This window comes from Symplocastrum torsivum, from assembly GCF_059505465.1.
Genome location: NZ_JCACKQ010000023.1, coordinates 1 through 18,050, shown reverse-complemented (window position 1 = coordinate 18,050; position 18,050 = coordinate 1). Strand labels below are relative to the sequence as shown.

At 47.9% G+C, this 18,050-nt stretch carries 21 protein-coding genes and 2 pseudogenes; 9 read left to right on the top strand and 14 right to left on the bottom strand.

Going from position 1 to position 18,050, the window contains the following annotated elements; genetic code table 11:
• Nucleotides 1-93 precede the first annotated feature (93 nt).
• The 4 genes from AC5JL3_RS07960 to AC5JL3_RS07945 all read right to left on the bottom strand — a co-directional run bounded on the left by AC5JL3_RS07960 (nt 94) and on the right by AC5JL3_RS07945 (nt 4,967).
• A complete protein-coding gene (locus tag AC5JL3_RS07960) occupies nt 94-2,676 on the bottom strand; it encodes a DEAD/DEAH box helicase (RefSeq protein ID WP_496073971.1) in 2,583 nt (860 codons plus the stop codon).
• 82 nt (nt 2,677-2,758) lie between these two features.
• Nucleotides 2,759-2,998, bottom strand: coding sequence for an HNH endonuclease (locus AC5JL3_RS07955; protein WP_496073970.1), 240 nt, complete (start codon nt 2,996-2,998; stop codon nt 2,759-2,761).
• Between the two features lie 296 nt (nt 2,999-3,294).
• Nucleotides 3,295-4,404 (bottom strand): GMC oxidoreductase, encoded by a 1,110-nt coding sequence (locus tag AC5JL3_RS07950; protein ID WP_496073969.1) that lies wholly within the window; start codon nt 4,402-4,404, stop codon nt 3,295-3,297.
• Between the two features lie 35 nt (nt 4,405-4,439).
• Nucleotides 4,440-4,967 (bottom strand): hypothetical protein, encoded by a 528-nt coding sequence (locus tag AC5JL3_RS07945; RefSeq protein WP_496073968.1) that lies wholly within the window; start codon nt 4,965-4,967, stop codon nt 4,440-4,442.
• Nucleotides 4,968-6,129: 1,162 nt separating this feature from the next.
• On the opposite strand from AC5JL3_RS07945, the gene AC5JL3_RS07940 reads away from it, so the two are divergent.
• The 7 genes and pseudogenes from AC5JL3_RS07940 (at nt 6,130) to AC5JL3_RS07910 (ending at nt 9,041) form a co-directional block, all read left to right on the top strand.
• Entirely contained in the window at nt 6,130-7,026 is an 897-nt protein-coding gene (locus AC5JL3_RS07940) for a pirin family protein (RefSeq protein ID WP_496073967.1), read from the top strand.
• 4 nt (nt 7,027-7,030) lie between these two features.
• A pseudogene (locus AC5JL3_RS07935) lies at nt 7,031-7,199 on the top strand (WD40 repeat domain-containing protein); the annotation flags it as partial.
• Nucleotides 7,200-7,368: 169 nt separating this feature from the next.
• Nucleotides 7,369-7,494, top strand: coding sequence for a hypothetical protein (locus tag AC5JL3_RS07930; RefSeq protein ID WP_496073966.1), 126 nt, complete (start codon nt 7,369-7,371; stop codon nt 7,492-7,494).
• Nucleotides 7,495-7,530: 36 nt separating this feature from the next.
• Nucleotides 7,531-7,875: a hypothetical protein gene (locus AC5JL3_RS07925; RefSeq protein WP_496073965.1), complete on the top strand. Its 345-nt coding sequence runs from the start codon at nt 7,531-7,533 to the stop codon at nt 7,873-7,875.
• A gap of 68 nt (nt 7,876-7,943) precedes the next feature.
• A pseudogene (locus AC5JL3_RS07920) lies at nt 7,944-8,057 on the top strand (HNH endonuclease); the annotation flags it as partial.
• A gap of 57 nt (nt 8,058-8,114) precedes the next feature.
• Nucleotides 8,115-8,300, top strand: a complete 186-nt coding sequence (locus tag AC5JL3_RS07915; protein WP_496073964.1) for a hypothetical protein — start codon at nt 8,115-8,117, stop codon at nt 8,298-8,300.
• A gap of 120 nt (nt 8,301-8,420) precedes the next feature.
• On the top strand, nt 8,421-9,041 hold the full coding sequence (locus AC5JL3_RS07910) for a heme-binding protein (RefSeq protein WP_496073963.1): 621 nt from the start codon (nt 8,421-8,423) through the stop codon (nt 9,039-9,041).
• Here AC5JL3_RS07910 and AC5JL3_RS07905 read toward each other — a convergent pair.
• The 5 genes from AC5JL3_RS07905 to AC5JL3_RS07885 all read right to left on the bottom strand — a co-directional run bounded on the left by AC5JL3_RS07905 (nt 9,038) and on the right by AC5JL3_RS07885 (nt 11,945).
• The gene (locus AC5JL3_RS07905) at nt 9,038-9,334 is read right to left on the bottom strand and encodes an antibiotic biosynthesis monooxygenase family protein (RefSeq protein WP_496073962.1); all 297 of its coding nucleotides are present in this window, start codon (nt 9,332-9,334) and stop codon (nt 9,038-9,040) included. The two genes, AC5JL3_RS07910 and AC5JL3_RS07905, sit on opposite strands and share 4 nt — an antisense overlap.
• 80 nt (nt 9,335-9,414) lie before the next feature.
• Nucleotides 9,415-10,041: a CDP-alcohol phosphatidyltransferase family protein gene (locus tag AC5JL3_RS07900; protein WP_496073961.1), complete on the bottom strand. Its 627-nt coding sequence runs from the start codon at nt 10,039-10,041 to the stop codon at nt 9,415-9,417.
• Between the two features lie 104 nt (nt 10,042-10,145).
• Nucleotides 10,146-10,358 (bottom strand): hypothetical protein, encoded by a 213-nt coding sequence (locus AC5JL3_RS07895; protein ID WP_496073960.1) that lies wholly within the window; start codon nt 10,356-10,358, stop codon nt 10,146-10,148.
• 40 nt (nt 10,359-10,398) lie between these two features.
• On the bottom strand, nt 10,399-11,034 hold the full coding sequence (locus tag AC5JL3_RS07890) for a transglutaminase-like domain-containing protein (protein WP_496073959.1): 636 nt from the start codon (nt 11,032-11,034) through the stop codon (nt 10,399-10,401).
• Between the two features lie 50 nt (nt 11,035-11,084).
• Nucleotides 11,085-11,945, bottom strand: a complete 861-nt coding sequence (locus tag AC5JL3_RS07885; RefSeq protein WP_496073958.1) for a helix-turn-helix domain-containing protein — start codon at nt 11,943-11,945, stop codon at nt 11,085-11,087.
• 143 nt (nt 11,946-12,088) lie between these two features.
• Here AC5JL3_RS07885 and AC5JL3_RS07880 point away from each other — a divergent pair, with 143 nt between their 5' ends.
• Nucleotides 12,089-12,508, top strand: coding sequence for a DUF2834 domain-containing protein (locus AC5JL3_RS07880; RefSeq protein WP_496073957.1), 420 nt, complete (start codon nt 12,089-12,091; stop codon nt 12,506-12,508).
• A gap of 654 nt (nt 12,509-13,162) precedes the next feature.
• Nucleotides 13,163-14,188 carry a tyrosine-type recombinase/integrase gene (locus tag AC5JL3_RS07875; protein WP_496073956.1) on the top strand — a complete coding sequence of 342 codons (1,026 nt, stop codon included), beginning with the start codon at nt 13,163-13,165 and terminating at the stop codon, nt 14,186-14,188.
• A 179-nt stretch (nt 14,189-14,367) separates the two neighbouring features.
• On the opposite strand, the gene AC5JL3_RS07870 is transcribed toward AC5JL3_RS07875, so the two are convergent.
• The 5 genes from AC5JL3_RS07870 to AC5JL3_RS07850 form a co-directional block, all read right to left on the bottom strand.
• On the bottom strand, nt 14,368-14,529 hold the full coding sequence (locus AC5JL3_RS07870; protein ID WP_496074021.1) for a YdeI/OmpD-associated family protein: 162 nt from the start codon (nt 14,527-14,529) through the stop codon (nt 14,368-14,370).
• A gap of 7 nt (nt 14,530-14,536) precedes the next feature.
• Nucleotides 14,537-14,920 carry a hypothetical protein gene (locus AC5JL3_RS07865; protein WP_496073955.1) on the bottom strand — a complete coding sequence of 128 codons (384 nt, stop codon included), beginning with the start codon at nt 14,918-14,920 and terminating at the stop codon, nt 14,537-14,539.
• A gap of 73 nt (nt 14,921-14,993) precedes the next feature.
• A complete protein-coding gene (locus tag AC5JL3_RS07860) occupies nt 14,994-16,238 on the bottom strand; it encodes a family 1 glycosylhydrolase (RefSeq protein ID WP_496073954.1) in 1,245 nt (414 codons plus the stop codon).
• A gap of 142 nt (nt 16,239-16,380) precedes the next feature.
• Nucleotides 16,381-16,962, bottom strand: coding sequence for a TetR/AcrR family transcriptional regulator (locus AC5JL3_RS07855; RefSeq protein WP_496073953.1), 582 nt, complete (start codon nt 16,960-16,962; stop codon nt 16,381-16,383).
• A gap of 5 nt (nt 16,963-16,967) precedes the next feature.
• Nucleotides 16,968-17,717, bottom strand: coding sequence for an alpha/beta fold hydrolase (locus AC5JL3_RS07850; protein ID WP_496073952.1), 750 nt, complete (start codon nt 17,715-17,717; stop codon nt 16,968-16,970).
• Between the last annotated feature and the right edge of the window lie 333 nt (nt 17,718-18,050).

Here is an 18,050-nt window from a genome sequence, read left to right as displayed (position 1 = left end):
AGTAGAAAATACTATTTCTCTTGTGTCACTTTAGGCGATCGCATCCAACTCTCAAAATTCCGACCTTCCGTTAATATTAACGGAAGGTCAGATCTAGCGCCGCCATTGCAACTGTTCTGCAAGTCGCAGCATAAACTGACGTGCCAGCCTGATGGCTTCAAGATACTGCTGCTCCGTATTATGCTCTGACCAACTTCTCCCAGTTTTCTCCTTAATAAACCCAAAAACGGCCGCATGAACCAACGCGGAATTGCTGCGGAAATCCGGTTCGTGACCCTTGGCTTCGACTCGTGCGATCGCATCAATTAGCAACTGGGTTGGACGTTCAACCAACGAGCAACCATTGGTTCCATCTGGAATTAGATGCTTGGCATTAAACAAATTATTAATTAGACTCCGCACCTGCGCTCCATAACGAGCTTGAGTTTCCAGCTTCGCTTTGTCAGGACGCGCAACTGCCTCCGGGTGCGGCACCTCCACCACTTCCGTTGCCAACTCCGCCTCTAACCCCTTGAGAAACAACTCATAAGCTTGAGCAGGCATCGTATCCTTCAGCCGGACACCCCCAACAACAATCTCACCCTCGTCGTCCAAATCGAAGCCACGTTTTTGCAGTACCACTCGCCGAGAATAGTCTCGGTAAGAAATCAGTGACTCACCCACCAAAATCTGCCAGTCCAACCCAATGTGGGAGAGAAAATTCGCAGGACTTAACTCCCTAACTTCCCTAGATTTACTGACATCCACCCCTACACCCTTGGGAAAATCATTCCACGCGGGTGTAATCTGCACACTTCGGTCATCAAGAACTGCTTCCACTTGAATAGAGTAGGTTCTGACGCTTCTAATTTGGCTCAACTTTTCACTAATCGCATCGACTTCTTGCTGCCAAGGTAAGGGAGTGGACTTCTCCTGCGTAACATCTCCGGCAAGCGGAGGCGAGTCTTGCTCCTCCCGTTGTGTTCCCCCGAAGTTTTTGGAGGTCATGTCTTCATCCACACCGTAAGAACCACCCGACTCCGACACCCGTGGACTCAACCCATTCCCATCAGACAAGTTCCCCGTCGAACGCAGTTCTTCCACTAACGAAAACTTGGGCAAAACTTCCTCCTTCGCCACCACTGGCACTCGCAGTTGCAAGACATCTCCGGGTTTCACCGTTGAAGTATCACTTAAATTGAGAATCGTTTCCCCAGCTTCGTACTCTGTTGTCAGCAACGGACGTACCCGTTCCCGCACAACGTCTTCTCGAATTACATCCGATGTCACACCCTGCTGAAACTTCCCAAATAACTCCCTGAGTCCTAACGCCGCATGAGTGACGACAACGCCCCAATTGGGATGAGTTAATTGAGGGAAGTTACCCGGTGCTTCCCCTGGCACTCGCCGCAAGGCTCTTCCCCATTCTTGTTCGGCCGGAGACATACTTTTGAGAATACACAAGCAACAGGAGACGGAAATCCACTTATGGTCGAACCCGACACCGACTAATCCGCAATGCACAATTACCCAGTAGTCACCGTTGTAAAAGCGCGACAAAATTGAGCTGGGACGACCGGCTAGGTCGTAAGAGTCATGCTCAGAATGGATAACACCGACTCTTCCCTCCAAGACGGGGAAATTCTCTTCTAATAACTTGGCGACTCGATGGGTATGAGGAATGTTGAGCGCCCGGACGAGCATCGCCTGGGGTTGTCCTGTGCGTTCGCGCTTTCTCAATAAGATATCCACTGCCATCTCTAAGACGGGTATTGAGAAGGAATCGGCAAACAGAATCTGACGGAACCACTGCTTATCTGTCTCGGCTTTGTTGAGAAATTCCTCAAAGCTATATTCAGTTTCTGAGCCATCCTCCTCAACTAAGAACGCCGTAGAGGTGGCTTCTTTGTACATGAGCTTTTTAATCGGAGGTGGCTCAAGCGACCAGGCTTCCTGAAGGGTAAACTCATAATCAGCAACGGGTGCATATTTCAGCACGCTGCGTCCCAAGGCATCCGACTCTTCTACTTGGGTATACCGAACGTGAGGCAGTGGTTGAGCATCGGAGCGGAACTTTGACCCGGTAAAATAGGTTAGTAACGCAAGGTCGAAGTAATTGCAAATCGTTCGATAACTATTTGCCGCCGAGAAATGCGCTTCATCGGTGATGAGGACACCCACTGAATTGGGTTCTATATCTCCTCGGCTTACTAAATTCACCAAAAACTGTCGATTGCCAACCAGCATATCGGCTGTGTCTAGACAATAGGCATAGCTGTTGAAATCGCTGGCATCTAACTCAACAATCTTGGGGGGTGGCACTCCTGGGGGCAGAATCTTGAGCTGATAAAGCGGCCATTGGTCGTAGAGTGGACGATGTTTATGGTCGGTTGGGAAGTCCCTTAAGAATCGGCTGCGGAGTGTGCAATTATCTGACAAGAACAACGCTGTTTTTCCCAGCATCCAGGGGGCAAGGATAAAGGGAGTAATCGCTTGCATCAGGGTTTTTCCTGTACCCACGCCAGCGAGAATTAACGCCGCCTCTCGGTGATGCCCATCCATCTCTCCTCGACAAGCTTTCTGGTAGATGGCGAGTAGTGCTTGTTGCTGATGGGGATAAAGTTCTGTCTGTCCTTGAAGTATCCGGTGCAGGACAAGCGAGTGATACTTTAGGAAGTAATTGTCATCTGACCTCATCACTTGCATCAGGGAGTGGGGATAGACGTTCGTTTCAATTTCTCTTGGGCAGTGGAGACTCTTTCAGGCGCCGGATTGTTCTCTACTCTCCTTCAAGTTTGTCGGATTTGCGTCTGTTGCAATCTGTACATAAGGCTAGCGCATTCCACACTTCGGTGGCTCCTCCTTGAGCAAAGGGGAGTTTGTGGTCGGCTTCAAAATTCTCCTCGCTCAAAGTTGTGCCACAGTACTGACATTTGTAATTCGCTCTCCGCAAAATCAAGAGTTTTTGAGTTTTTGTAAAGCAGCGTCTTGCCAACTCAAATGTTCCTTCGGCTCTCATGCAAGGCTATTTTAAAGCTTACAAACAGTTGTGTTCGGCTTAGTCGCGATCGCGCACTCGCTCGGTTGAGGGGTATTTACAGCCGCGATCGCACCTAACCCCACTTCCAAACCTATTGACTCAAAAATCAGGAGCTATGAATATTGGTGCTGAGAGGCGATCGCACAATGGCTCGAAGCCAGTGGAGAAAACGAGCGGATGATACCCCTCATTTCACAATGTAATCACAAAGCCTTTAATGCAATATCGCACTTTACAAAAGTGTTTGTCTATTGTGTTAAGCATTGTTAATTTCATTAGCCTAAATGATTTGAAAGTCTCAAAGCCAGCCCTGCAAGGGCAAGAACGGGATTGGCTGCCGTGCTGATGGGCATGACAGACATATCACAAATATATAGTCCAGTGGTGCCTCGAACTTTGAGGTCTTCATCTACAACCGACTCATTATTGAAGCTAGCGTTGCGGTTAGCTTTCCACGCCATCCGCAAGGTGCCACAGGAGTGATGAACAGTACCCCAACCAAAAGGCCATTGCTTGCCAGTACCCTCGCCATACTCACCGGTAACAAAGTCCACATCGTTGAATTCTGCGAAAACACGGTTTCTTGTTTGGTTGAGTAAATCGAAAAACTCTTGTTGTCCTTTACTCCAGCCTGCGAGAGCCGGGAAGCGAGACTGCAGTAAATCATTCAGATTTGAAAAGCGTTTGAAGCTGATGTCAGGAGTGTAGTTATCGTTGGCGTGGGAGAAAATTCCATTCTCATCATCAAGGCAATTCCCAAAGCTGAACTTGATATCTACACGGTTTTTACTGGTATCATCAACGATTGGTTCGGCAGACAGATCGTTGTTTCTCAAGTGCCAGTATTCGTGATTGACATTCATTTCGATATTGAAAGGATAGATGACATGACCATTAACATCACGATTGCCACGTGAGTAGAAGATGAGCTTTGCATGATCACTGCGACTGAGGTCAATCCGTGAACTGTTTCTTCCCACAGACGAGACATAAGCCTGAGACTCCCCGGTAACAGGATGGTCTGTTAAGCCAAAACCTACCAGTTGCTGAATATGATCAGGCAGGCTTTGATAGACAGCGGAGCGATTGATCAGCTTGGGACTTTCTGTAGAACCTGCAGCAATGACAACTTTAGGGGAGTAGTAGCTGACCTGCTCTCCTGTAATAGTGTTAGTAGTTTTGACTTCATACCAGTCAAACGGCACGCTTTGGATGGATTCTACAAAGCTGTTGAGCTTGATGAAGAGTCCTTTACTGTTTTGATCAGCACCAGGTGTTAGGCCAACCTGGTTGATAAGCAGTTCAGCCGTGTTAAACACACCTGTTGATTCTACAAAGAATTTATCCTGAGGTGTGCCGTCGGGATTAAGATATGGTTGATGCAAGGCACGAGGCGTCTGCTTTATCTCAAAATCATCATTCAGATCGCTGTTCTGAAATACTTCACTAGGTCTTTCGCCTTATCGCCCAGTGAGAACGATGTATTCATCCGGTCAGTGGCCAAGTCGAAGTACTTTGAAACCAAATCCTGACGCACGTTTTCTGGAAAGAACTCCATCTCCCAACTCTGAGGTTCCGGAATCAGTCCAGACCAAAAAATAGAACGCCCACCAAAACATAATTGGGGCTTAGCACCAATGTAATGAGAATCGCTAGGTAACTGATTAAAGTTGCCTACTTCAAAGTGCGTGGCCACCGAACCGTTGGGTATGCGACTGATGTTATAGACATGGGTCGGATAAATGAAGGAACCAGCGTCCAAGACCAAAATGCGATGACTTTGCCCCAGCCGATCCGCCAAGTCGTCCGCCAGGATGCCGCCGCCTATCCCAGAACCAATGATAATGAAGTCAAAATCTTTATTGTCGCCGTCATAGTCTCGGATTAAGCGAGTATGGGCTTGAGGTTTTTCTGCAACCAGATTTACGTAATTGTTCTGAAATGGCATCTGTCTTATCCTTGGCTTTTCAGAATTACTTTAGTTACTAAAATACATGAGCTCACTTGACTAGGCAGTATAGGAAAGCTCTGATAATCTAACTGACCCACCAATGCTGGCTAACTACGTATTCAACGTCAGATGTGCTGGATAACACCTTTACCTTCCAGGATTATCCGTCAGATCTGCTGGATAATACCCTAGTTTTAAGGAATTAAACAGAAATTTTGTAGGTTAAGTTCGGGATATTAAGTGTTATCCATCACTTTTGATAGTTAATCCGGAAATTTTAGGTGTTATCCGTTACTTTTGCTGGATACCACCCCCTATATCGGACTTATCCAGCCTTATCCTAATGTCGCAACCTACTGCTCCAATGCGGCTTTATTGCTGGAAGCAGAGCCATATTGGAGCATACTAGGGCGGAATATTGGAACGAGTGAGATCGCTCCTCGCTGATTTGTTGGGTTGAGTACTGTCAAGTCCTTGCTTGTGAATCAGTAGATAACGTGAAACCAAACATGACTCGATTGGGCGGTCGCACCAGGATTGAGGTGGAGAAGCAGTGATGAGTGTCGGGTTTCATCCTTTAACCCGACCTACAAGATCGGGCGATCGCATTCAGTTAAAGGATACAATATCAGTGACTTTGCTCTAGACTTGAAGACGCTCCAAACTCATTGGTTGTCTCGATCCCAATCCCAGAGTCAAAGCTCTGCATAGTGATGTTCGTGAAGGAAAGTATGGTGTAGATGAAGGGGTTGTATGCAAAGGAGGCAGTGCTGCCGATGAGTTGTGGATGGTGAAGATTTAAACATACGTCTACATGAAAAAGCTGTAACAAGCGTTACGCGAATGTTTGGGGCAGCTCACATAGAGTTTTTTCCTTAAAAGTCGGGACATCCAGGAAAATTTTCCTGGATGTTGTCATCAGTTTCGGCAATCTCGCGTGATGCGTTAGCTCTTAAGAAAGCCGCTCCAAAGAGAGCAGCAGCGCTGACGCTCGTGCCTCGCTATCGCTTTGCTACGCAAACGCAAACGCAAACCCATCACGCGCTCGCTGGCATTATGATCGGCAATCTCTATCTCTAGTAAGAAGGAAGAACCTGATATAGCTCTAAGATGGGGAAACTACTCTGCCTTCGGTAAGAATTACGGAGTAATTTTTGCTATGCCCAACAGCATCGGTGATGTTCTTGAACCCGAAGTTAAAGATTTGGGTGGATTTGAGGCAAGGCGCGTCTTGCCTCACCCCACTCGGCAGATGGTCGGACCGTTCATCTTTTTCGACCATCTCGGCCCTGCTACCTTGGCAGCGGGTCAAGGGATGGATGTGCGACCGCATCCGCATATCAATTTAGCGACGGTGACTTACTTATTTGAAGGGGTGCTGCTCCATAGCGATAGTCTCAATGTTGTTCAAGAAATTCATCCTGGAGCAGTTAACTGGATGACGGCAGGTCGTGGCATTGTCCATTCGGAGCGATCGCCCAATGCCGAGAGGAGTCGCGAAAGACGGCTACATGGCATTCAGACGTGGCTCGCACTTCCAGAGGAACATGAGGAGACCGAACCTTGGTTTCGTCACTACTCAGCTACTGATATCCCCACTTGGCAAGATGGGGGTGTCGAAATCACACTGATTGCAGGGCAGGCGTATGGTCGCACCTCCCCCGTCCAAACGTTCTCGCCGATGATTTACCTCGATGTACAACTGCCAACTGGAACTCAGTTCACGCTGCCTCCGGACTATAGTGAACAAGCCGTCTACAGTGTTACAGACGGTCTGAGCCTAAATGGCGAACCGCTGGAGCCACAACGAATGCTCGTACTGAACCCCAATCGGACTGTGAGCATTAGTGCGAAAGCCGACGCTCGTTGCATTGTGGTAGGTGGTGAACCTGTCGGTGAGCGGCACAAGTGGTGGAATTTTGTCTCTAGCCGCCTTGAGCGCATTGAGCAAGCGAAGGCGGACTGGAAGAACGGACGGTTTGAGCGGGTTCCACACGAAACGGAGTTTATCCCACTGCCTGAAGAACCCCTTTCGCTGCCTGAACAACCCATGTAAAGGTAGTGGTTTATGGGATACAACTATCAAGCTTTGGGATGTTCACACTGGGCAGGAACTTCGCACACTCATAGGGCATTCAGATGCAGTTTTTTCCGTTGCTTTTAGCCCAGACGGACAGACCTTGGCTACTGGAAGTAAGGAAGGATAAAACCATCAAGATTTGGCAAGTCCCTCAATAGAAGTTTATTTGAGAGTGATCGTGCTTTGCCTCAGAGGTGTGATCGCTCCATCCTCTTCCCAATAAATCCTCACCTATAAAGGGTTTCTTCTCAAGGAAGGTACGCCTGCCCCCGTGAAAAACTGCCAGACTTAGAATAGGATGAGTTTCTGAGGTTCCCTGTGAAGCTAGAGAACATACTTTTACCCCTAGGAATCCTGGCAGTGGTAGCGATCGCACCATCCTCCTCCAAGCCCACTCCCGCAAAGCTGAAGCAGTACCAAAAGCGATCGCTCTCACTCCCATAAGCTACGATAAATCCGAAGACCTTCTAGAGAAAACCCATGTCTGAGCAAGTGCGTTACATTACCAACGAGCAGGGGGAGCGAGTTGGCGTCTTGTTAGATTTGGAAGCCTACAATCGACTAGCGAACCCATTAGCTCTAGATGACGAGTGCTTAATTGGCTTAAGCCAAGATGAGCTGCAAGCATTAGCCGATAGTATGCTAGCTCCCGCAGCACAAAATCAATTGAACGATTTGCTAGTTCAGAATGCAGAATCTCAACTCTCTGCCGATGAAGTTGCAAATCTAGACCGTCTCTTAGCACAAGTCGATCAACTAACAATTCTCAAAACCAGAGCCAGATACACTCTACACTGCCTAGAAACATTGGCAACGGTAGCGTGAGCGCTTATATTCCTGTTGAGTTGCAGTGACAAGTTCGCTCCCATTTTAGGAATTGCTGCGCCTACTGCCGCACGGCTGAAGCTCTGACGGTTGCAATTTTTGAATTTGAACACATTGTCCCCCGCTCGGCTGGTGGAGAGACAATTTTCCAGAATCTCTGCCTCTCCTGTCCTACCTGTAATCGCTACAAAGCCACTCTCCAAACAGCATTAGACCCCACTACCCAGCAGACGGTTCCTTTGTTTCATCCCTATCATCAAGTGTGGGAGGAGCATTTTACGTGGAGTGAGGATGGGACAGAGTTAGTAGGGTTGACACCTATTGGTCGAGCAACAATTGCTGCATTGAAGATGAATCGTCCCCAGTTGATTCGGGTGCGTCGGATGTGGGTGAAGGTAGGGGAACATCCACCAAAATTTGAGTGAGCGAAGAAGTGCTGTGTCGAGAGAGAATTGCGATCGCATGATTGCGCTGTGCAAGGAAGGTGCGCCTGTCCCGGTGAAAAACTGCCAGACTTAGAATAGGATGAATTTCTGAGGTTCCCAGTGAAGCTAGAGAACATACTATTACCCGTAGGAATCCTGGCAGTGGTGGCGATCGCTTTCTTCGCCTACAGTGCTACTGCTGCTCCCTTACCAGAAGGATTTCCCCCTCCAACACCAGAAGGGCAAATTGAAGTCAAACAATATCCGGCATACCGTTCTGCCACAGTTCGCTACTCAGGAGAACTCTCAATGGCAGCCAATAGAGCGTTTGACCCTCTCTATCGCCACATCAGCTCTAACAATATCTCCATGACGGCTCCGGTGGAAACCCGTTATCCAGTTAGCACCCTGGAAGCCAGTGAGATAGGCGCACCCGATGAACGGGGTGAAGCGCTTGTTTCATTCCTCTACCGCAGCACTGACATCTACCCTTCTGAGATTGCACAAAACATTCAGGTAGAAGACATTGCACCCATGACAGTCGTCAGCCTTGGGCTAAAAGGCAGTTACGATTATTCGAGCTACCAAAAGAACATAGAGCGCTTACGGGAGTGGTTAGCGCAGCACCCGGAGTGGACTGTCGTCGGTTCACCTCGCCGCTTCTTCTACGATGCTCCCTATGTCCCCGAACCTGCCAAGCGCAGTGAAATCCAAATTCCAATTCGTCGGGTAGATGGTTAGCGAAAAGCAACGACCTCATAGTGTTCCACTGTTGGGAATGGGTCATAAAAGTGATGCAACAAGGAACGCCACTCTTGGTACTCTGGCGATTGTCGAAACCCAATGGTGTGATCTTCTAACGAATGCCAGCGCACAAGTAGAATATAGCGGTTTGTGGTTTCTAAGCAACGTTGGAGTTCATGAGAAATATACCCTGGCATGGAGGCAATGATGGTTGAAGCTGTTTTAAAAGCCGTTTCAAACTCATTAACCATACTGGGCTTAACATCAAGGATTGCAACCTCTAGTATCATGGGCTGGATGTTTTTACCAAGGATACTATAGTACAAGCTGCGCTCTTCGTAGCGGATGCTTTCACAGCACCCCCTTCTCTTTAGTAAGATTGGCGCAACCTGAGTGCATGTACAATACTCAATACATCATGAGTCCACTGAGGAAGGATTAACGTCATGGCAATTTCTTCGGCTGTGTGAATAATGCCCACGGCGATCGCAAAACTCAGCGTCAATCCTCCATAACCAAAACCGAACAGAGCGATCGTGGCAACAAACAGACTGACTCCCCAGGCTTTGGCTGAATAAGTATGATAACTGGCGGGTTGACCGTATTTGGCTAAATTGACAACCCACCAAATCAATTGAATGCCGACTACCGCACTCAAAGGATTAGAGAAGGCAATAATCACATCAGAATGCACCAAAAAGGCACTGATTCCAACGCAAATATACAGGCAGACATCAGCCCAACTATCAGCCCTTCTCAGCGAAGCTGTACTAACACCCAGACGGCGTGCAATGACACCATCAAAGATATCTGAGAGAAACGCGGTCACAAACCCAACAATGAACCAGGCATCTGTCTTGCCATCGATCGCATTGAGTAGTAGTAACGGTCCCATGAAAAAGCGAAGGATGACGAGTGCGGCAGGAAGACATTGAATCACTGCCACCAATAGTGAGCGAGAGCTTTCGGTTTTAACAATTTCACTCGTGTCGTTCATAAGTCCTTTCGCAACAGTGCTTCGATTAACCTGAGTTTTGCCGAAATCTGTGTTGCAATGGGGCTTATTGTGACCAGTTTCCTTGAAAGTCTACCCAGTTGTGATTAAAAACCTGGGTTTAGAGTGGTGATGGCTTGAGCCTTGGTAGGACAGTTGGAGAGATTGGCACTCTTGTTCAGGACAGCGAATACACTCTCACCAACCCCTCGCAACTCTTCATACAGGTAAGTGAAAGGAGGGAGCGATCGCTCTTGGTTTGACTTGTGACATGGGGTACACTCATCACTCCAGAAAGATGTTACAACTTGCCACAGCAAGTAGGTTTTAGAGATTAGTCACCGAAAAAGGAATCTGGCATCACACCACAACCTTATTTTTGGTGGGATTAGCTTTCACAATAAGATTGTATTTCTCTAGCGAATTCAAAGGGACATCAGGAAGGTTACTAAGCAAATCATTCCAGGTGCTATGTGCTTGTAAAGCCTGTACAATTACTGAAAGTGGTTCAGATAAAATATTCTGAAAATCGGCTTCTTGCGGAAATTGAATTCTAAAGGCTAATTGCTCTTGTGGAGGTGTAAATTGAGCATTGACACCCCCGCGATTTCCTCGGGCATCAACTCGATACCAACCAATTTTTGGTAAATAAACTGCATTGAATCCGTGTAAGCTGTAAGGTTCGCCATCATCATTAACACTCAATCGCTGATAGCAGAAGCCTGCCGGAATTGCGTTTGCCCGTAGTAACGTCGTTAGCAAATGACTCTTAGCATAGCAATAACCTGTTTTATATTCGAGTACATCTGACGCTCGACAGGTAACAGGATTCATCTGATAATCGTAGCTGTGAGAGATTTCATCACGAACCCATTCAAAAGAAGCTTTGGCTATCGCCTCTACTGTTTGGTGTTCCGTTGCAATTTTCTTGGCAAGTTCTAGAATCGTAGGATGTTGCCAGTCAATAATTTCACTAGCTTGTAGATAACTCTCCATACGCTTGATTTCTCCTCTTGGTTTCCACAGGTATTCAATACTGCCATCCCCTACCAGTTAACCACCACTTCTAGCTTTTTCAGATTGGCTTGCGTCACCTCATCTGCCGGAAACAGACTTTCAATCCGCAACTCCTGCAACGTGATGTCGTGAGGGGTGCCTAACGTAGCGATCGCCGAAAATAAGCTAAGGCTCAGTCCGTCTTTGACAAACTGTACCGTCAACAAGGGTAGTTGCCAGGTGCGGGGTAGGGATTGCTGCCACAAGTGGGGGACATCTGGATAAGCTTGTAGTTCTTGGAAAAGAGCCATAGATTCATCGCTATGTCCATCGACGAACGCTTCTCGATACACCCGTTGAATCAGATGGCTGGCGATTTCTTCCCAATTCCCCACAAACGGCTTGAATCCTTGAGGATGGAACATCAGTCGCATCAGATTGATTTTGCCGTCGATGCAGAAGCGGCGTTGCAACTCGTCTGGATGAATTAACCAGTTGGTTAAGCGTTGCGCTGACGTATTGCTCTGGAGCAAATTCCAGTAGCGATCCATCACCAATGCCGGATAGGGTTCTTGCTGGCGCAAGATAAACTCTATGGCTTTGCGGATGGGTTCTACTTCAGGCGCTGATAAATCGCTTTGGGAATAAATCGGCGCAAAGCCCGCCGCTGTGAGCATGATGTTTTGATCGCGCAGAGGAACATCGAGCACAGCCGCCAGTTGCAGCACCATATCCCGACTGGGATTGGCTCTGCCTGATTCTAAGAAGCTGATGTGGCGCTGAGAGACATTGCCAGCCAAAGCCAAATCGAGTTGACTCAAACCCCGTTGATTGCGCCAGTGTTTGAGCAGATTCCCAAAGGATGCGTCTCGGTTGGGAGTCGATTGCGTTGAGGTTAAAGGGATCGCCATCTTACTATCCTATTACCTCACAGGTAATTGCCTCTATTATCTCTTGGGGTCACAATCAAAGCAACGGGATTGATAGCGAACTTTTTACGCTTCGCCAAACCAAGTCCCTGTTGAAGTGTTGATAACAAAAGGAAAGTGAACCGATGTCCAATGCAACTTATCTACAGCGGCAAATCCCTACATCCAAAAAATTTCTGTCAACCCAATCGCTTTATCTGCTGCTAGCGATTATTGGTGCGATCGCGCCTTGGAGCGTTCTGCTGACTTTCTTTTTCCAGAATGGTCTTTCTCTCAATTTGTTTTTCCAGAATGCATTCGCTAATCACGTCGCTTCTGCTGTGGCAATAGATTTGCTCATTTGTGCAGATGTCTTCTTCTGTTTCTCATTTATTGAGCTGAAGCGATCAGGTTTGTCTCGTCGCTGGTTGTTTGTTTATGTTGTCGCTACTTTTGGGATTGGTTTATCCTGTGCCTTGCCTTTATTTTTATATTGGCGTGAACGAGCGTCAGAAACAATGAAGTTTGAGAATTGGGGAGACTTTGCCAAAACGGGAAATTCGTAGGCTCAGGAATTAAGCGTATCCAGAATGACTGATGATCACCCCCCGCAAGCGCAAAGCAACGACGCAAGCGGGGATTATTTTTGCTAAGGAATAACCCTACTGATTATCGACATTGATAGCAGGCTAACCGTTGATTTAACCGAGTACGAGTTGCCTTATCTTCAAGCCGTTTTGCTACTTGCTGCGCTTGGGTATGTTGTCCAGCTTTTGCATATTCAAGCGCGATCACTTCCAAAAAGCTACCTCGGTCAGAGGAGAGGCGTCGTCTACCACCGTAAGCTGGGGTTCCGTCCCGAACACAAGGGTTTTAGATTCTGGTCTCTCAATGGTGCGCGTTACTTGCAGTGCTTTGCTGCTTTTAAGTACTCCAACTTGTCCGACAAGCTTTTAGGAAAGAAAGAGTCTTTTGCTTGGGTAATCACCCAATCGGGTGAGCCAATGCTCTCATCGGGTGATTCCTCAATCCGTTTGCCCTCGTATACAACTGCGCTCGGGATACGCCACCAAGTCTTCCAGTTGTTCTGATTTCTGATATGACTTTCTAAGGCTCTTGCCAAACTCCTATTTACCTCAGTTGTGTAAATCTCAATTTGAGACTTAAGCCTGTGGTAGAGTGAATGCAACCAAATACACAGTTTATTTGCATAGGAAGGAATGAGAGCCAAACCAAAGGCTCCTGATCGCTCTGCGCCAGAATCAGGCGTGGAAGACCAGGAGCTATTGTGGATGTGGTTGCACGCCAAAAGCGATCGCACTCGTGCTGTCTATAGAGAGGAAGCTCTTAAGTTCCTAGCTTGGGTGAAGAAGCCTTTAAAAGCAGTGACTTTAGTAGACCTCTACAGGTATGTTGACAGTCGAGGGAACTTAGCGTCTGCAACCTTGGCTCGGATTGTCAATACGTTGAAGTCTTTGTTTCGCTTTGCCCACGAAGCGGGTTATTGCCCTGTTAATGTGGCTTTAAAACTGAAGCCTCCTAAAGTTTGCAATCGTTTAGCTGAACGGTTACTCACCCAGCAGGACGTTGTACGGTTAATCGAGAATGCTACCAGCGATCGCAACAAAGTTTTGCTGCTGTTAGCCTATACAACGGGGTTGAGAGTTTCCGAGATTTGCGGCTTAAAATGGCGCGATCTGGTTGCCAAAGAGGGCGGGGGACAACTGGTGGTGCGGGGAAAAGGCGGGAAAACTCGCTACCTTTGGCTCCCGACTCCAGTATGGATGGCGGTGGAACGTTTAAGAGGGACGGCGAGTGCTAATGACCCGGTGTTTTCCTCGCGCAAAAAAGGAGGACATTTAAGCCGCTCGATGGTGATGCGAATTGTCCGAGCGGCGGCTCTAAAGGCAGGGATTGACGCGCCAGTCAGTCCCCATTGGTTGAGACACGCCCACGCAAGTCATGCTTTGGAGCGAGGAGCGCCGCTACATTTGGTGCAGCATACCTTAGGACACTCGCAAATTCAATCCGTCGCTATTTATCTCCACGTTCAGCCGATGGATAGTTCGGCGAGATTTTTGAGTTGGATCGTTTCTGATGAACCAATCAATCAGGTAGAGGGTAACGAGGTAACAGAAGCGATCACTCCAATAACAGTGGACGTTCTGCCCTTAAGTCCGATTCCAAAGCTTCCCGAATCGAGGAGTGATCAGGACATAGAAGTCGGTTCGGCTGTTGTCGAATAAGCTCAATTGCCTTGAAGCAGCAGCATGAGCTTTATTCCTAGAGAAACTTAGGAAATCAAGATTTTTATCGAGTTTACCGAACCTGGAGTTTTTCAGTTTCCCGGTAGTAACATTCACCTAAGTCTTGAGTCCGGTTGCTAATGAGCAACCGGGCTTTTTTATTAATGAGCTTAAGTGTATCAACCTCGTGCCAAGGGATTTTTGTTCTGCACGGCTGAGCTTATAGTTGGCTCAATTCTCCTCAGCCTTGTCTCCGGACGTTTAGCACTTTCAATACAAAAGAGTATATTCTTTTTAGATGAGTTACTAAATGCCTCAAATTGTTTATCAGGTTTTGCCATATGTTGGTCAGGGTTCAAAAACTTCCGCTCTTTCAATAACAAACCATTCGTGATATAAAATTGCTAGAAAGAAGTCTTCTCCCTTCAGTCGATCACAGACCGCCATAAACCCAGAAAAAAAAGGGTCGTCGTCATAGGTGGTATCCTTGAGAAACACTGTCAGCGAATTGCCATCTGCACTCCAAATCGAACGCAGAATCGTGATATTGAGATGGCGCGAGCGCTCGACGGGCAGAAGCACCCAACGTCCCTCAAATTCCAGGAACTCTGGTTCGTAATATCTCAGAACCGACTCCCAATCTTCTGGTCCTTCGTGCTTTTCAATAATCCTGTCCCATCGCACTGACTTAACTTTTTCAAGGACTTCTGGGGATAAATCGGATAACTTCATTCGTTTTTCACCCAATGAGTAGTATTGACAGTAGAGAGGGGTCGCGCACTGAGACTCACCCTGGACTTTTTCTTTAGCTCCAATTGCGATCAGGTTCTGGTTGCAATCGTTTAGCCGCGTCAATCACATCTTGCAGTTCTACTGGATCGCTCAACGGGTCCGCATCAAGTGTCATGACCCGATTGAATTCCTTCTGCCAGCGTCGTAGTTCAGCAATATAAGGCTCGTAAGGCACACGTCTCAAGTCATCCCCTTCCTCTACCAGGTCACAAATTCCGTTGTGCAGCCACTCACCCGTATGCCAATCCGGCATATCAACAGCAGGAAATAAACAGATGCCATGCAGATCCATGCCAGAATTAACCGCTGCCAGAGACTCTTCCACTACGTCCTTTAGCCACTCATCTCTTCCTTCTGCCAGCCCACTAGTTTCGCCAATGATCATCGGTCTGTGATAACGCTCCCAGACGCGCCACATTAAGTCATGGAGCGGCTTGATGCGATCGTCGTGGGGTTCAAGTGATTGATGAGGTCCCTGTTCCCGGTACTCCATCTGACCAAAGGAATAGTTATTTGCACCAACGATATCAAGAATGGACGGGGAACCGCCGAGTTCCGGGTGTTCTTTTCCGTAAAGGATGTCCCAAGCCAGGAATGTGTCCACATAGGTTTCGTGATGCGCTGCCTCGACTAAATCCGGGCGATCGCGTGGTGCAACTACCTGAACCAGGGGATCAATGTGAACCATCCTTGAGAGCGGTTCTACCTCCCGAATCGCTTTCACCCCGGCGATCGCTGCCTTACACAACGCCAATCGAAAGCGGAATCGGTCTTCTTTAGTAGTTTTATAGGGAGCCACCCAACCCCACTCGCCGCCGCAGAACGAGAAAAATGTAATTTCATTAATCGGCGTGAAGAAATAGGGGCCTTTTAAGCGGGGAATCACATACTCTGCTGCTGCACGACAGTAACGGGCAAAGCGATCCGTAAACTCATTACTAAATGGATCGAGATCGTCTGGATATCCGTAGTGGAAGAGATCCCAGATGGGAATGATTTGCGTCTGCTGCATTGCTTCAATCATGGGGTCAAGAAGAGAGAAGTCATAGCAGCCATCATGATCAACCATTGGCCAGGGAACCCCTTCCCGTGCCACATCAATTCCCAGCGAGCGCAAGATGTTGTAATCTTCCTGCGCGTGGCGATCGTGCTGTGTCTCTTCAATTAGATTCCGCCGCCGCTTGTCCTTCCAGAGAAACGTCGAACACTCAAAGCCAGAGATGAAGAAGGTGGGGAATATTCCAGGTCGTTGAGCCATGCGTTTGCTCTGGTAAATTTATTCGTCATCGTAGGCACTCTTGCTCATTTGCGACACTATCCAACGTGAGATAAATCTGTTGAGTACCCTAATTCTGGTGTTGGGTGGACTCGTAACCGACACCAGGGCAGTTGCTGATTGGCTAACAAAACTCCGCAATCACCTGTGCCTTGACCGCATCTAAGGGATAGGTGTTGGGGTAGGTTGAAAACATCAGCCTGATGCCCTGAAGCGTTGAGGAAAAATAGAGCGATCGCTGTCGTGGGTTAGCAACTCCCAACTCGCTGAACATCTGCGTCTGGATTTCAAACTGCTTTGCCTGCTCATCCATCAACTTCTGGCTGTATTTCGCCACAATCGGGTCGAGCCGGGGTTGGGTAAACAGATTGAGATAAAATCGGAAAACCTCCGGTTGCCGTCGCACGTCGTCTAACGCACCTTCGGCAATATGGCGAATTTGCTCGACAGGCGTTGACTTTGCAACGGCGGCATTCATGACAACCAGCAGATCATTGAGCCGCAGATCGACCATTGCTGCCAAAACGTCTTCTTTACCCTTGAAGTAGTGGTAAAGCAGTCCCTTTGAAATCTGCGCTTGTTTGGCGATATCTTCAATCGAAGTGGCGTGATAGCCTTTCGTGAAGAACAAATCCATCGCCGCTTTCAAGATTTGTTCCCGCGTTGCCTGACGGATACGCTCGTTTTCTGCTGGGGTACGCGGCATGGCTTCTACTCACTGAGAAATTGAACGATCAGACTGGAAACCTCATCGGCATGAGTGAGTGTAGGCATATGATCGGCTCCTTCAAGGTAAGCAAAGTGAATGTCGGGCACCTGTTGGAACAACTCAGCAACGTGCAAATTATCAGCCATATCCTGTTTGCCGATGATAAACAGCGTTTTGGTTTGAAGGTCACTTAAGCGATCAATGGTGGGTGGCTGTGCCCATTGCATCTCAAAGGTTTTCCACTCAAAATACCTCTTGGTGTTGTGTGTCGTCATCTCAATCATGCGATCGCGCTGCGGACTGGACATCACGACGCTGTACACAGGATGGTTCAACATCAAGTCAACCATTTTTTCCAAATCTGGAGCCGCTGCCTGAACTTGCGCGTACCATTGTTGAACATCAGGTGAGAGTTGGAAGCCCGACAATCCCGGAGCTACTAGCACCAGCTTGGTGACGCGATCGGGATAAGCAAGGGCAAAATCGGCTGCAATTTGACCGCCGATCGAATGCCCAACTAAAATTGCGCGATCGAGTTTGAGATGGTCAAGCAACTGCCGCAAATCCTCAACATAGTAGGCAGGTTCGAGCAGTGGGGGTGACTGTCCGGCACCGCGTCCGTCAAAAGTGATGACTTGATAGGTCTGGGCTAGTTGCGGGGCAATCAACTCCCAATCTTGCAAATCTGCCCCACCGCTATGAATCAGGACAACCGCCTCACCCTTACCTTGAACTTCGTAATGCAAATCCATATCTGTCTCCTTTCAGGTTTGTACGACAGTCACAATGAACGTTTCAGCCTGATTTTCCTGAACACTCTAGGCTGATGGGATCGATTGTTTCATCCCCAGGATAATTTATGACTGAACAGACAGTCAATAAAAAACTAGCTGCTCCGCATTCCTAACAACGGAACTATCCTGCGCTGCTAATCATCTGTGCCACAATCTTGCCTGAACTCATCACCCCTGGTAATCCCGCTCCTGGATGAGTTCCGGCTCCTACACAATAGAGATTAGGAATGTCCTCGCTTTGGTTATGAGGGCGGAACCAAGCAGACTGAAACAAAGTAGGCTCCACTGAAA

What these genes read in the sequence shown, in the direction of transcription:
- AC5JL3_RS07960 (WP_496073971.1), bottom strand. Translation starts at nt 2,676, where the DNA reads ATGAGGTCAGATGACAATTACTTCCTAAAGTATCACTCGCTTGTCCTG.
- AC5JL3_RS07955 (WP_496073970.1), bottom strand. Translation starts at nt 2,998, where the DNA reads ATGAGAGCCGAAGGAACATTTGAGTTGGCAAGACGCTGCTTTACAAAA.
- AC5JL3_RS07945 (WP_496073968.1), bottom strand. Translation starts at nt 4,967, where the DNA reads ATGCCATTTCAGAACAATTACGTAAATCTGGTTGCAGAAAAACCTCAA.
- AC5JL3_RS07940 (WP_496073967.1), top strand. Translation starts at nt 6,130, where the DNA reads ATGCCCAACAGCATCGGTGATGTTCTTGAACCCGAAGTTAAAGATTTG.
- AC5JL3_RS07925 (WP_496073965.1), top strand. Translation starts at nt 7,531, where the DNA reads ATGTCTGAGCAAGTGCGTTACATTACCAACGAGCAGGGGGAGCGAGTT.
- AC5JL3_RS07905 (WP_496073962.1), bottom strand. Translation starts at nt 9,334, where the DNA reads ATGATACTAGAGGTTGCAATCCTTGATGTTAAGCCCAGTATGGTTAAT.
- AC5JL3_RS07900 (WP_496073961.1), bottom strand. Translation starts at nt 10,041, where the DNA reads ATGAACGACACGAGTGAAATTGTTAAAACCGAAAGCTCTCGCTCACTA.
- AC5JL3_RS07890 (WP_496073959.1), bottom strand. Translation starts at nt 11,034, where the DNA reads ATGGAGAGTTATCTACAAGCTAGTGAAATTATTGACTGGCAACATCCT.
- AC5JL3_RS07885 (WP_496073958.1), bottom strand. Translation starts at nt 11,945, where the DNA reads ATGGCGATCCCTTTAACCTCAACGCAATCGACTCCCAACCGAGACGCA.
- AC5JL3_RS07880 (WP_496073957.1), top strand. Translation starts at nt 12,089, where the DNA reads ATGTCCAATGCAACTTATCTACAGCGGCAAATCCCTACATCCAAAAAA.
- AC5JL3_RS07875 (WP_496073956.1), top strand. Translation starts at nt 13,163, where the DNA reads ATGAGAGCCAAACCAAAGGCTCCTGATCGCTCTGCGCCAGAATCAGGC.
- AC5JL3_RS07870 (WP_496074021.1), bottom strand. Translation starts at nt 14,529, where the DNA reads ATGGCAAAACCTGATAAACAATTTGAGGCATTTAGTAACTCATCTAAA.
- AC5JL3_RS07865 (WP_496073955.1), bottom strand. Translation starts at nt 14,920, where the DNA reads ATGAAGTTATCCGATTTATCCCCAGAAGTCCTTGAAAAAGTTAAGTCA.
- AC5JL3_RS07860 (WP_496073954.1), bottom strand. Translation starts at nt 16,238, where the DNA reads ATGGCTCAACGACCTGGAATATTCCCCACCTTCTTCATCTCTGGCTTT.
- AC5JL3_RS07855 (WP_496073953.1), bottom strand. Translation starts at nt 16,962, where the DNA reads ATGCCGCGTACCCCAGCAGAAAACGAGCGTATCCGTCAGGCAACGCGG.
- AC5JL3_RS07850 (WP_496073952.1), bottom strand. Translation starts at nt 17,717, where the DNA reads ATGGATTTGCATTACGAAGTTCAAGGTAAGGGTGAGGCGGTTGTCCTG.